12 protein-coding genes and 1 tRNA gene are annotated in these 13,982 nt (G+C 39.8%); 9 read left to right on the forward strand and 4 right to left on the reverse strand.

Going from position 1 to position 13,982, the window contains the following annotated elements; translation table 11 throughout:
• Positions 1-17: 17 nt before the first annotated feature.
• Together SY85_RS16020 and recQ are read right to left on the reverse strand one after the other, a co-directional pair.
• Positions 18-90 (reverse strand) — tRNA-Phe (locus SY85_RS16020).
• 106 nt (positions 91-196) lie between these two features.
• Positions 197-2,464, reverse strand: a complete 2,268-nt coding sequence (gene recQ / locus SY85_RS16025; RefSeq protein ID WP_082886507.1) for a DNA helicase RecQ — start codon at positions 2,462-2,464, stop codon at positions 197-199.
• Positions 2,465-2,697: 233 nt separating this feature from the next.
• Between recQ and SY85_RS16030 the strand changes: the two genes are divergently transcribed.
• From SY85_RS16030 to SY85_RS26085, 6 genes are all read left to right on the forward strand, one after another.
• Positions 2,698-3,666: a KpsF/GutQ family sugar-phosphate isomerase gene (locus tag SY85_RS16030; protein WP_066409876.1), complete on the forward strand. Its 969-nt coding sequence runs from the start codon at positions 2,698-2,700 to the stop codon at positions 3,664-3,666.
• Positions 3,667-3,674: 8 nt separating this feature from the next.
• Positions 3,675-4,778: a mannose-1-phosphate guanylyltransferase gene (locus tag SY85_RS16035; protein ID WP_066405899.1), complete on the forward strand. Its 1,104-nt coding sequence runs from the start codon at positions 3,675-3,677 to the stop codon at positions 4,776-4,778.
• A gap of 223 nt (positions 4,779-5,001) precedes the next feature.
• Positions 5,002-5,730: a 3'-5' exonuclease gene (locus tag SY85_RS16040; RefSeq protein ID WP_066405900.1), complete on the forward strand. Its 729-nt coding sequence runs from the start codon at positions 5,002-5,004 to the stop codon at positions 5,728-5,730.
• Positions 5,711-6,109, forward strand: a complete 399-nt coding sequence (locus SY85_RS16045; protein ID WP_066405901.1) for a RidA family protein — start codon at positions 5,711-5,713, stop codon at positions 6,107-6,109. The genes SY85_RS16040 and SY85_RS16045 overlap by 20 nt, the downstream gene beginning before the upstream one ends.
• A 72-nt stretch (positions 6,110-6,181) precedes the next feature.
• Positions 6,182-6,985 (forward strand): aminotransferase class I/II-fold pyridoxal phosphate-dependent enzyme, encoded by an 804-nt coding sequence (locus SY85_RS16050; protein WP_250647445.1) that lies wholly within the window; start codon positions 6,182-6,184, stop codon positions 6,983-6,985.
• Entirely contained in the window at positions 6,976-7,272 is a 297-nt protein-coding gene (locus tag SY85_RS26085) for an aminotransferase class I/II-fold pyridoxal phosphate-dependent enzyme (RefSeq protein ID WP_250647446.1), read from the forward strand. The genes SY85_RS16050 and SY85_RS26085 overlap by 10 nt, the downstream gene beginning before the upstream one ends.
• A gap of 504 nt (positions 7,273-7,776) precedes the next feature.
• Here SY85_RS26085 and nadA read toward each other — a convergent pair.
• Positions 7,777-8,790 (reverse strand): quinolinate synthase NadA, encoded by a 1,014-nt coding sequence (nadA, locus tag SY85_RS16055; protein WP_066405902.1) that lies wholly within the window; start codon positions 8,788-8,790, stop codon positions 7,777-7,779.
• A 565-nt stretch (positions 8,791-9,355) separates the two neighbouring features.
• Between nadA and SY85_RS16060 the strand changes: the two genes are divergently transcribed.
• The 3 genes from SY85_RS16060 to SY85_RS16070 all read left to right on the forward strand — a co-directional run bounded on the left by SY85_RS16060 (position 9,356) and on the right by SY85_RS16070 (position 12,886).
• On the forward strand, positions 9,356-11,485 hold the full coding sequence (locus SY85_RS16060) for a peptidylprolyl isomerase (RefSeq protein WP_066405903.1): 2,130 nt from the start codon (positions 9,356-9,358) through the stop codon (positions 11,483-11,485).
• Between the two features lie 219 nt (positions 11,486-11,704).
• Positions 11,705-12,211 carry a DUF2480 family protein gene (locus SY85_RS16065; protein ID WP_066409877.1) on the forward strand — a complete coding sequence of 169 codons (507 nt, stop codon included), beginning with the start codon at positions 11,705-11,707 and terminating at the stop codon, positions 12,209-12,211.
• Positions 12,212-12,886 carry a hypothetical protein gene (locus tag SY85_RS16070; RefSeq protein WP_066405904.1) on the forward strand — a complete coding sequence of 225 codons (675 nt, stop codon included), beginning with the start codon at positions 12,212-12,214 and terminating at the stop codon, positions 12,884-12,886. It begins immediately after the preceding gene.
• On the opposite strand, the gene corA is transcribed toward SY85_RS16070, so the two are convergent.
• Positions 12,864-13,970, reverse strand: a complete 1,107-nt coding sequence (gene corA / locus SY85_RS16075; protein WP_066405905.1) for a magnesium/cobalt transporter CorA — start codon at positions 13,968-13,970, stop codon at positions 12,864-12,866. The genes SY85_RS16070 and corA overlap by 23 nt on opposite strands.
• Positions 13,971-13,982: the final 12 nt, after the last annotated feature.

Below are 13,982 nucleotides of genomic sequence, written 5' to 3' on the forward strand. Positions count from 1 at the left end.
TAATTCTGAGGCTTTTGTGGTGTGGGGCGGGATCGAACCGCCGACACAAGGATTTTCAGTCCTTTGCTCTACCGACTGAGCTACCGCACCATCTTTTCGCTATTGCGGGTTGCAAAAATAAGGAAACGATTGATATAAAAGGAAAAAGAGAAAAAGAGTTTTAATTTTTTTTCTCTTTTTCTCTTTTCAACTATGCTTAGTTACCATAAACACTTAAAAACTTGATGCGCATTATCTTTAATTGCTCCCAATTGTAGTTGCCATCGGCTAATTCCTCCTGGGCTACTTGTAAAGAAGATGTTTCACAACCTTTAAAGTATTCAATGATTTCTTCTTGTTCGTATTCATCTAACATATCGGAGATAGCGTAATCCAAATTCAGCTTGGTACCACTTGCAGCAATGGTTTCCATTTCTTCCAATAAAGCATCTAAACGCAGATCTTTATTTTTAGCAATGATCTCTAAAGGAATCTTTTTATCGACCTGCTGAATAATGTGTACTTTATTACTACTCTTATTCACAACGCTCTTCATAACGAAGTCGTCTGGACGCTCGATATTGTTTTCCTCTACATATTTTACAATAACATCTAAAAACGGCTTACCGTAACGAATAGCCTTACCCTTGCTTACACCCTGACATTTTTCAAGCTCTGCTGTGTTAGTAGGGAACATGGTAGCCATATCTTGTAGGGATGACTCAAGAAATATTACAAAAGGAGGTAAGTTCTTTTTCTTTGCTTCCTTTTGACGTATTTCTTTCAACATATTGAAAAGCTTATCGTCAGTAACACCAGCATTTCCAGCAGCTTCAGCAGCTTCATCATCATCTGCATTAGCTTCTTCAAACAAGTTGTTCAATACGATTGGGAAAGCTTTTGGTTTTTTAAGGAAGTCTTCTCCCTTCTTCGTGATCTTCAATACACCGTATTCTTCAATATCCTTCTGAAGTATACTTTCCAGCAACATTTGACGGATCAGTGAATTCCAGAAATGGGCTGGTTTTTCTTTACCTATACCAAAATCAGCCAATCCTTCATGGCGATACATCTTTATTTGTGGTGTTAGATGACCAGTAATGATCTGCACTACATATTCTGTAGCAAAGCGTTCATCTAAAGCCTGGATTGTTTGCAACAGCTGAACTACTTCACCTTTTGCTTCAATCTTCTCTTTTGGATGTTTACAGTTATCGCAGTTCTTACAACTTTTATCGCCGTAATCTTCACCAAAATAACTCATCAATACTTTACGACGACAAACACCACTTTCAGCATAACCAACGGTTTCATTGATCAGCTGTGCACCTACTTCACGCTCACTTAATGGCTTGTCGCGCATTAAATGTTCCAACTTACTTACGTCTTTATGAGAATAATAAAGGATACATTTTCCTTCTAATCCATCACGGCCAGCACGTCCTGTTTCCTGATAATAATTCTCTATTGACTTTGGAATATTATAGTGTATAACAAAGCGGATATCTGGCTTATCGATACCCATACCAAAAGCAATTGTAGCTACAATAACCTGAACATCTTCATTCAGGAATTGATCTTGCCGCTCAGCTCTGATCTTAGCATCAATACCTGCGTGATAAGCTACTGCTTTAATATTGTTTTGGGTCAAAAGAGCAGCTAACTCTTCTGTAGTCTTTCTATTGGTAGTATAAATAATACCGCTCTTGCCTTTATTCTGAACAATAAACTTTACAATGCTTTTCAGCGTATCGTCCTTTTTTATCTTAGGCTGAATCTCGTAGTAAAGATTTGGACGGTTGAAAGAAGAAAGAAAGACTTTAGGTGTGCGTAGGCCCAAGTTCTTGACAATATCACTCTGTACTTTAGGCGTAGCAGTAGCTGTTAAAGCAATTACCGGTACATTAGGATTGATCTGATCCATCATATCGCGCAGACGGCGGTATTCAGGACGAAAATCATGCCCCCATTCAGAAATACAGTGTGCCTCATCAACAGCAAAGAAAGATATCTGAAGATTAGAGAAAAAGTCCAGATTGTCTTGCTTGGTCAATGTTTCAGGAGCTACATACAACATTTTAGTACGGCCAGATTGCAGGTCGTCCTGAACGACTTTAATTTCTTTTTTTGTCAGTGTAGAATTTAAGAAGTGAGCTACATCATCTTTACTGCTATAGCTTCTTACCAAGTCTACCTGATTTTTCATCAAGGCAATCAACGGACTGACAATGATAGCCACCCCTGGTAGCATAGAGGCTGGCAATTGGTAACAAAGACTTTTACCGCCACCAGTAGGCATGATAACAAATGTATCAATTCCAGCTAAAACAGATTGAATGATAGATTCTTGCTCACCTTTGAATTTATCAAAGCCAAAATGCTCATTTAGAGCTTTATGTAATTGTTCAGAAGAATACGCGGCAGGCACTTCAGACTCAATTTTCACAGCGGATTTTTTGGTTGTGGTTTTTTTTACGGTTCCCATAGACGTCATTTAACAGCTTTTGATAAAGCATTTAACTAATTACACAGGTACCATTCGGTAGAATTATACTCGAAATTTACTTAGGTAGGGAGACGGGTTAGTACCGGATGGATACTGTGATTAAAATATCAAGCGAATTTAATACAAGCTATGTGTTTTCTATAATCAAAAAGGTTAAAATAGTCCTTACTAAGTATATATGTGGATTAACTGAAAGAACTAATTTTGACCGCTTGAAAAACGAATCTTCCATAATAAAAGCGGCGCGGCGTACCATTGAAATGGAGGCTGCAGCCTTGTCCAACCTGTCATCTCTATTGGATGCACAGTTTGAAGAATGTATCAACACATTGGCCGTCTGTACGGGCCGTATAGTAATCAGCGGTATAGGTAAGAGCGCCATTATAGCTCAAAAGATAGTTGCCACCTTAAACTCCACCGGAACTCCATCCATCTTTTTACATGCAGCAGATGCCATACATGGTGACCTGGGAATGGTGCAAAGTGATGATGTAGTGATCATTATCAGCAAAAGCGGTGAAAGTCCTGAAATAAAAGTGTTGTTGCCTTTGATCAAGAACTTTGGAAACAAAGTGATTGGTATGGTAGGTAATATGTCATCGTTCTTAGCGCTGAAAGCTGATTATATATTAAATACTACCGTGGAGCAAGAGGCTTGTCCTAATAACCTGGCCCCAACAACCAGCACTACGGCGCAACTAGCCATGGGTGATGCCGTAGCGGTGTGCCTGATGGAAAGGAAAGGCTTTGCTGTAGAAGACTTTGCTAAACTGCATCCGGGCGGTGCCTTGGGCAAAAAGTTGTACCTGCGTGTATCTGACCTGTGTGGTGAAAATGAGAAGCCGGCTGTACAAGCTGAACAAACGCTGAAAGAAGTGATCATGGAAATGACACGCAAACGACTAGGTGTAACAGCTGTACTAAGCACAGAAGGTAACCTGCTGGGTGTAATTACCGATGGTGATTTACGGCGGATGCTTGAAAAAACCGATAATATTGAGGAAATTAAAGCAAAAGATATCATGACCACACATCCTAAAATCATTGCCTCCAGCGAAATGGCGGTAAATGCATTGGATGTGATGCGCCAAAATTCTATTACCCAATTAATTGTAGCCGACGACAATACTTATAAAGGAGTAATCCATTTACATGATCTTGTTAAAGAAGGCCTGATATAAAACTAAATATGACTGAACAATTGACCAAGCACAATCAACATACCTATGTAGCTATTATGGCCGGAGGTATTGGCTCTCGCTTTTGGCCCGTAAGCCGTATGAATTATCCAAAACAGTTTTTAGATATTCTGGGAACAGGCCGTACGTTAATTCAACAAACCTTTTTACGGTTTGCGAAGTTTGTACCGAAAGAAAACATATTCGTTGTTACCTCTAATGAATATGTAGACCTGGTAAAAGAACAACTGAGTGAGATTCCCACTGAAAATATCATTGGCGAACCTTTTAGAAAAAATACAGCTCCTTGCGTAGCCTATATTTCCACCAAGTTGTTACAAAAAGATCCTGAGGCCTCGTTAATAGTAGCGCCATCTGATCACCTGATCTTAGAAGAACAAACCTTTTTAGATGTATGTGCAAAAGCGCTTGACTTTGTAAATCATTTCAACGCTTTAGTAACAATTGGAGTTCAACCAACTTATCCCAACACAGGTTATGGCTATATACAACATGAACCATTAGAAGCCGCACCTGAAGTATATAAAGTAAAAACGTTTACAGAGAAACCGAATAAGGAACTGGCGCAAACCTTTATAGACAGCGGTGACTTTTTATGGAATGCCGGCATATTTGTGTGGCAGGTAAAACGGATCATGGATGCCTTTCATCATCACCTACCTGAAATGTATGAGCTTTTTGCAGCGGAAGCACATAAGTTCAACACCGAAGAAGAAAACGAATTGATCAATACCATTTATCCACAATGTACCAGCATATCCATTGATTTTGGTATAATGGAAAAGGCACGCAATGTATTTGTGATCCCTGCATCGTTTGGCTGGAGTGACTTAGGTACATGGAATAGTGCCTGGGAAAATATGGAAAAAGATTATTTAGGTAATGCTGTAGCCGGTAAAAGAGTAATGGTTATTGATGCCACTCGCTGCGTAGTACATACATCTGACGAAAAGCTGGTGATCTTACAAGGACTTGATGACTTCATAATAGTAGATACAAAAGATGCGCTATTGATCTGCCAGAAAGAAAAAGAACAAGACATTAAAGAATATGTGGCGGATGTAAAGCGAAATATTGGGGATCAGTATTTGTGAGGTGAAAGAAAGGTTCACAATCGACAGACGACAGTCCACAGGAAGAAAGTCATTAGTCAGTAAGTCATTGGGAAATTAGAGAAGATGAATAATGAGTGAAGAATAATGAATAACCGTGAGGCGACAAGCATGAGCGCGTTTTACGAGATATGAGGGCATATAATTAATTTAGATGTAAAGAGGATGTTTGATACATCCTCTTTACAAATCAACATCCTGGCTTATGAACTTTAATAACATCTTATTCCTAGATATTGAAACGGTTTCGCAATACGAAACGTACAATCACTTACCTGAAGACTGGCGTGAATTGTGGGATTTGAAAGCGGGTTTATTACTAAGAAATAAAGAAGCTGATACCCCGGAAACCATTTATGACCGCGCTGGCATCTATGCCGAATTTGGTAAGATCATTTGTATTTCCTGTGGCTATATTCAAGGTACTAAAGAAGACCGCAAACTGGTATTGAAATCTTTTTGTGGAGATGATGAATACCGTATACTCACAGACTTTGCTGATATGCTACAGAAGTGGTCGGGCGATACTGATAAATTTTTATGTGCCCATAACGGGAAAGAATTTGATTATCCCTATATCTGTCGCCGTATGATCATTAACGGCATAGCTATACCAGAAGCTTTAAAAATAACCGGTAAAAAACCTTGGGAAGTGCGTCACCTGGACACCTTAGAGCTATGGAAATTTGGTGATTATAAAAGCTTTACATCGCTGAAATTATTAGCTAAGACATTGGGCATTCCATCGCCTAAAGATGATATAGATGGCAGCATGGTAAACTCGGTATACTGGAATGAAAAAGACATTGACCGCATTGCTATCTATTGTCAAAAAGATGTGATTACACTAGCACAGGTATTGTTACGTTTTCATTGTGAGTCCTTCATCAAACAAGAAAACATTTCTATAAAATATGTCCAGCAACAGAACTAATTATTCGTCTGGTGCTAAATGGGAGGATATAGTAGGCTATAGCCGTGCTGTGAAGATCGGCAATGTGATAGAAGTTACCGGTACGGTGGCTGTAGATGAACATAACCAACTCATTGGCGAAGGCGATGCTTACCTGCAAACTAAGTTTATTCTGCAAAAAATAGAGTCCGTATTGCTACAAGCAGGTGCTTCATTGAAAGATGTAGTGCGCACACGCATGTTTGTAACCGATATAGCGCAATGGGAAGCGTATGGTAAGGCCCATGGAGAAGTGTTTAAAGACATAAAGCCCTGTACGACCATGGTGGAAGTAAGCAGATTGATAGCTCCGGAATACTTAATTGAAATTGAGGCCACCGCTGTACTTTCTAATTCTTAATTATTTTTCATTTTGTCGACAATACAAATACAATCGAAACTACCGACAGTAGGCACAACGATATTTACCCTAATGAGTTCACTAGCGGTAAAGCACAATGCTATTAACCTGGGTCAAGGCTTTCCGGACTTTGCCATGAGTGAAGAATTAATAGCACTGGTTAATGAAGCCATGATTAGCGGTGCTAACCAATATGCTCACATGAATGGTTATTTACCACTCAGAGAAACGCTGGCAGAAAAAGTACAATCGCTGTATCATACCATCATTAATCCGGATACACAAATTACAGTAACGCCTGGAGGAACCTATGCCTTATACACCGCAATGACCACTGTATTGCAACCAGGGGATGAAGTGATTGTTTTTGAACCAGCGTATGATAGCTATATACCTGCTATTGAGCTGAATGGTGCAAAAGCTGTTACGATTGAACTAAATTTTCCGGATTATTCGATAGATTGGAATGTAGTGCGAAGTAAACTTACTGATCGCACACGCATGATTGTCATTAACTCTCCACACAATCCCACAGGTGCTGTTTTAAGTAAGCAGGATATTGATGAATTGCAAGCTATTACAAAAGATACTAACATACTTATCCTTAGTGATGAAGTGTATGAACACTTAATCTTTGATGGATTGACGCATGAAAGTATTTTGAAGTATCCAGCCTTGTTGGAAAGAAGCTTTGTATGCTTTTCGTTTGGAAAAGTATATCACTGTACAGGCTGGAAAATGGGATACTGTATTTCTGCGCCTCTGTTAATGCAGGAATTTAGAAAAGTACATCAGTTTAATTGTTTTAGCTGCGATACGCCTAAACAAGTAGCATTGGCCCATTTTCTAAAAAGAAAGAGAATTATTTGGAACTAGGTGCCTTGCTACAACAAAAACGTGACTACTTCCAAGATTTAATGCATCAAACCAAGTTGAAACCTTTACCCAGTCATGGTAGTTATTTTCAAACGTACTCCTATGCAGATGTGAGTAATGAAACAGAAAAGGTGTTTGCCATTCGTTTAACCGAACAATTTGGCGTAGCTACTATTCCTGTATCGGCTTTTTATCAACAGGAAGTAAACAACCAGGTGTTGCGCTTTTGCTTTGCTAAAAAAGAAGCCACATTAGAAGCAGCCGTTGAACGACTGGTAAAACTCTAATTATAAAGATTCCAAATACTTTTTACAAGAAAGCGCCTTATTAACAGGGCGCTTTCTTGTATTTCTAATCTCCTTTATTCATCAAAAAAAGCATAACCCAGTAGTTTATTTGGAAAACTTGAACCTAACTGGAAACCAATAAGACAACTGTACTCTGAAAATTGTATAAAATAAAAAGAAGCAAACTTCAACCCATCAAAATAACCAGTTTTACCAGGTTTGACTGTACACTCATTTAAATTTGGTTTTGTTCGGGACTTCTTCGGGACTTGTTCGAGACTTGTTCGAAACTTGTTCGAAACTTTCCGAAGAAGTCCCGAACAAGTCTCGAAGAAATACAAAAGATCAAATAACGGAGGGATCGAAGGCTTCGATATAAAATCAATAAAACTTTCTTATAAAGGATTTACATCTCCCGGGCTTCAGACATAAAAAAAGAACCTGCTATAAAAACAGGCTCTTTACTTTCTTCAGACTAATATGTGAATAACTCAGGTTAGGTCTTTAAATCAAACCAGCTTTTTCACTGATCTCCAACATGCGATCCAATGATTTTTTGGCTTGTATCCGCAAACTTTCCTCCATCAATACTTCAGGTTGCTCGTATTTCATGCATAAATACACCTTCTCGAGCGTATTTCTCTTCATGTGGGGACAATCATTACATGCACAGCTATTGTCCGGTGGAGCGGGTATAAATGTCTTTCCGGGGGCCTGCTTCACCATCTGGTGGATTATGCCCGCTTCGGTGGCCACAATGAACTCTTTTTCTTCACTTTTCTTCACATAGGCCAACAACTGAGTGGTAGACCCGATAAAATCAGCAATACGCAGTACCGGTTCTTCACATTCTGGGTGAGCGATCAACTTAGCCTGTGGATGGCGAACCTTTAAGCGTGTGATCTTTTCCAGGCTAAAGATCTCGTGTACCATACAGGCACCATTCCAAAGTAGCATATCTCTACCTGTGGTACGGTTTATCCAGCCGCCCAGGTTTTTATCCGGTGCAAAGATGATCTTTTGATCCTTGGGGAAGCTATCCACAATAGCCTTTGCATTGCTGGATGTACAAATGACATCAGTAAGAGCCTTTATACCAGCTGAACAATTGATATAAGAGATTACTATATGATCGGGGTGCTGTTCGCGGAACTTTTTAAACAGCGGCGGTGGACAACTCTCACTTAAAGAGCAACCCGCTTTCAGATCGGGGATCACCACTTTCTTGGAGGGGTTGAGGATCTTGGCGGTCTCAGCCATAAAATGCACACCAGCAAACACTATCATGTCGGCATCTGTTTGTGCCGCCTTTTGCGCCAGCCCCAGGCTATCCCCAATATAATCGGCTATATCCTGAATATCTGGCTCCTGGTACAGGTGCGCCAGGATAATGGCGTTTTTTTCTTTTTTCAATTTTTCGATTTCTGCAAAAAGATCCAGCGTGGGGTCTATGTCCACATCCAAAAATCCTTTCTCTTGAACATCGTTAAATGCAGCTGTTAACATTTCCGTATCCATATAATAACTAATAATATTCTATAATTTTTAAATAAACCCTATTATTATTAGGGCTGTGGATTAGTGGATAACCTCGATTTTAATTTTTAGTACTTGCAAAATTGATGCAGTTATTCACACTTGTTCCCCAGTTGTTCACAGCAAAGGTATTAATCCATAGGGCATTAGGCGTGGTTTTTCACACAGATGTGAATTTGAGGGAAAGAATAAGTTTTTGAAATTTTGGTTTTTGCAAACATGTGAATTGAGGTCTAATAAATTGAGAGAAACACACAACCGGGAGGGGTTGATCGGTTGGTCGAAAATTTCTTTTCTAAGAATTCACGTTTCACTACCCGTTCCACAGGCAGTTATTCACATTTTAAGTGGGAAATCCACAGGGAAAGGTGAATTTTGAGAGTAGGACAGGAGCTCAAAACTTTAAAACGCTCTTAAAACTGTTATCCACGGTCTTGAATTCCCACTAAACCCTTGATTAATATGGTTTAGAGGGGTTTTCCACAATTTGTGGATATAGTCAATTCCCCTATTTTTGCCCACTACTATAAAATTAGAAACTCCACCTATGTCAGTCATTCAGCAAATTAGAGACAAGTATGCGCGTTGGGCAGTGGTTGCTATTGCCGTTTCGCTATTGGGTTTTATCATGATGGATGCCTTCTCGGGCCGCTCCGGATTTGGCCGTAATTCTACTACTATTGGTAAGATCAATGGAAAAAAGATCGACTTCCTTGATTTTGACCGTAAAGTAAAGAGCCAGGAAGAAATGTATAAACAACAAGGGTACGATATGGGTGAAGCCGGTCGTCAGCAGGTGTTGGAAAGTGTTTGGGAAGGTGAAATTTCTCAGCAGTTGATGCAAGACCAATTTGATGAGCTGGGTATGACCATTGGTAAAAAAGAGTTGACCGACATGTTGTTTGGTAATAACCCACCCCAAGATCTGAAACAACGTTTTACAGATCCAAATACTGGTGTGTATAATGCTGCAGCCGCACAACAAGCTATTAATGAATTAAGAAAGAGTGCAAAGCCAGAAGACAAAGCCCAATTCAATGAATACCTGGGTAGTTTGGAATTTGGCCGTATGGTGGAGAAGTATACCTCTTTATTAACTAATAGTACCTACTTCCCTAAATGGTTTGTAGAAAAGCAAAATGTAGATAATAGTTTATTAGGTAGCGCTTCTTTTGTTACTGTTCCTTATGCTTCAATTGTTGATAGCGCTGTGAAAGTGAGTGATGATGATATTAAAAAATACATCAACGAGCATAAAAAGGATTTTGAACAAAAAGATGAAACTCGTTCTATTAATTATGTAGTGTTCAGTGCAGCACCTACTGCTGCTGATACAGCTGCTACATTAGCTCAAGTAGAAGCGTTGAAAGCACAATTTGCTTCAGCTACTGACCCTGGTTCATTTGTAACACAGCAAGGATCTACTATTCCTTATTATGATGCTTATGTTGGTAAGTCAAAAATTCAGGTACCTAATAAAGATACCATCGTTGCCCTGCCTAAAGGTGCTGTGTATGGGCCTTACCAGGATGCTTCCAGCTTTGTAGTGGCAAGAATGGTTGATGAAAAAGTAATGCCGGATTCAGCGAAAGTGCGTCACATTCTAGTTCAAACGCACAACCCTCAAACTGGCCAGGTAATGTTAGATGATAGCACAGCGAAAAAGCGTATTGACTCAATATTCCTAGCTCTTAAAGGTGGTGCCAATTTCGACACTTTGGTTGCACGTTTCTCAGATGACGCTGGCAGCAAAGAAAACGGTGGTCTTTACGATTACTTCCCACAGGGAAAAATGGTAAAAGCATTTAACGATTTTGCTTTTGAAAAGCCAGTAGGTTCTCGTGAAATAGTAAAAACAGAATTTGGTTATCACCTGATTGAAGTATTAGGGCAAAAAGGTCAGGAACCTCATTATAAAATTGCTTACCTGTCTAAAGCAATTGTTCCAAGTTCTGAAACAGATGCAGCTGCTGCCAATGCTGCTAACCAGTTTGCTGGTGAAAGCACAAACTTGAAAGCATTCAATGCTAATTATGATAAAAACCTGAAAGCAAAAGGTATCAATAAACTGGTAGCTCAGGATATCCGTCCAATGGATTATCAAATTACAGGTGTAGGTGCAAGCCGCCAAATGGTGAAGGCTATTTTTGAAGCTGACAAAGGTGATGTGATCCAGCCAGAGCGTATAGGTGATAATTATGTAGTAGCTGTAGTAACAGACGTAAACGAAGCAGGTGTACAAAGCGTAAACCATGCACGTGCCACTGTAGAACCTATTTTGCGCAATCAAAAGAAAGCAGCCCAGATCAAACAGCGCTTAGGCAATGTTACTACGCTGGAAACTGCTTCTACGGTATTGGGTCAACCAATCCAAAATGTTGATAGCTTACATTTTGCAGGACCAAACAGTGCACTGGGCTTTGAAAGCAAAGTAATTGGTGCCGTATTCAATGCAGCTAACAAGGGTAAAGTAGTAGCTGATGCTATTGAAGGTCAGTCAGGTGTGTTTATAGTACGTGTAAACAACACAGCTACTGCGCCAATTGGTAATGCTAACGTAGATGAGCAGCGCCGTATGATGGTGATGCAAGCACGTCAGGCAATGATGTACCGCTCGCCAATTGAAGCCTTGAAGCAAAATGCTGATATTAAAGACAACCGCGCTAAGTTTTATTAAGAACTGGCAGTAAGATTAATAGAAAAAGCACCCCACATGGGGTGCTTTTTTATTTGGGTAAATAAACTGATAGCTGAGCTTTGGTTATTAAAAGCCCATTAGATTATGGTTATTGCAGAATTATAGGTATGCATAACAGCTATGTTTGTAAAGAAGCAGGCTGAGTTTCTTCACAAATCGTTGGTGCCCGGCTACAAATGGTTCTATTACCTTTGTAGTATGAGTGACCTGATTGTGAATAAAGTAGCTAATAGTGGTCTGATTACACTAGACCTGGAAACCTATTTTCCCAAGGAAGCTATTATTCCTTTTGATTTGAAGGCTCACCTTTTTATGGGGTTGATCCTAAAAGAGAAGGAGTTTAGGGAAGCATTGAAAGCTACGGACTGGCAACAATATGCCGATAAATACGTGACTGTTATGTGTAGTGCAGATGCCATTATTCCCATGTGGGCTTATATGTTGGTAAGTTCTTATCTGCAACCAGTGGCTAAAGACGTCTACGTAGGAACAGTAGCCGAAATGCAGAAGCATTTGTTTTTAAAAAACCTCAATGCCATTGCGGTACAGGAGTTTCAAGACCAACGGGTAGTAGTGAAAGGCTGTGGTGATGTAGCTATTGACAGCTATGCATATGGAGAAATCACCAAACTATTAGTACCGGTGGTTAAAAGTATAATGTATGGCGAGCCCTGCAGTACTGTACCTGTTTATAAAAAGAAGTAAATGAAAAAACTTATTCTGCCAATTGGTTTGTTATGGCTTGTAGCCTGCAGCAATAATGCTGATCAAAAAGCTACGCCAACAGAAAGTAGTAAGGGTACTACTGTTGTAACAGATGAATTGCCAGATAAAGACGAACTGGCGCCGGTTACTCAAGTATTTACTAATCTGGATTCTAATTTTAATACCGGTAGTTTTTACCCATCGGGTATTGATTCTGTACAGTATGCCCAATTAGTAAAAATTGACTCTGGCAGTATGAAAGAGTTCATCCCTTATTTGATTTATAATGCAGATAGTTCTTTAGCTGCCGATCCTTATTCTTATAATTACATTATTCACCAACAAAAAGGCAAAACCAAGGTGAGCGAGGCTGGTCCAGATGTGGAAATCGGGTTAGTAGATCTAAAGCAGAATTCCCGCCGCCGTTTGTGGTTTAGCGGTCCTTCTTCCTTAATTCTGGATGCCAAGTGGAAAAGTAAAAATGAATTATTGCTGGGCGGTGTGGAACAAATAGATACTTCTGGCTATCAGCCCTTTGTTTTAGTTATCAATGTTACCAATAATCATATTGACCGTTGGCAGTCGGATGAAATGATAACAGGCCAGCTGAATGATGTATTGAAGCAAAAATTAGAAGCGCAACTCAACGCCACTAAAACCACCCGCGCTTTTTAAACATAATTAACATGATTACAGGAATGACAAGCATGGCTGCAACCGCTGAATAAAACCCCCATTGGTTATGTAGCGTGGGGATAACATCGAAGTTCATTCCGAAAATACCGCCAATAACAGTAGCCGGAGCCAACAGGCAGGTTACAATGGCCATTACCTTCATTACCTCGTTCATACGCAGGTTGACGTTGTTTATATAAAGGTCTTGCATGCTCACCATTACATCGCGGTAGTTTTCACTCAGGTCGTGTGCTTGAATGATATGATCGTGCACATCTTTAAAATATTTAAGAGTGCCTTCTTCTAATAATTCGTTTTCACTGCGCATAATAGAACCAATCAGATCTCGCACAGGCACCAGGTTGCGTTTTAAAACAATCAGCTCTTTACGCAGGTGAGTGATTTTGGCTAACGTTAATTTATCGCTGCAGCGAATGACTTCTTCTTCTAAGAGTTCAATACGTTCTCCTAGTTTCTCCATCACTATAAAATAGTTGTCTACTATTATATCCAACATGGAGTAACAGAGATAATCGGCACCACGTTGGCGCAACCTGCTATTGGCCATGCGTAATTTTTCACGGATGGGATCAAAAACGTCGCGGCTGGCATCTTCTTGAAACGTAATGACAGTATCTTTTCCTAAAACAATACTTATTTGCTCATATTCAACGGCTCCCTCCTTGGGATTAAAATAGAGCATGTTGAGCAGGCAATACAGTATGCCTTCAACTTCATCCATTTTGGGCCGCTGGTTCATGGAAGCGATGTCTTCCATGAGTAGTGGGTGGATGCCATAATAGGTTCCAATCTTATTCACAATATTGCGATTGATACCATCTACATTGATCCAGGTGATGCGGTCATTATCCTTGAAGCGAAAACATTCTTCGGTTACCTGTACTTCATGTTCTTCTAGGGTGGCAGCGTCGTAATCGTAAATAGTAATAAATACTTTTTCTGCGTCTTTACGCACAGCCGATACGGCTGTACTGCCTTTAACAATTTGCCGGGTTCGTTGGGTGCCAAATAATGCTTCCGGAACAAGATAGCGTAACAGTTTAGCAGAGGTGCGACGTACCATATACGCAAAGTA

Origin of the sequence: Flavisolibacter tropicus, assembly GCF_001644645.1 — a bacterium.
Lineage (GTDB): Bacteria > Bacteroidota > Bacteroidia > Chitinophagales > Chitinophagaceae > Flavisolibacter > Flavisolibacter tropicus.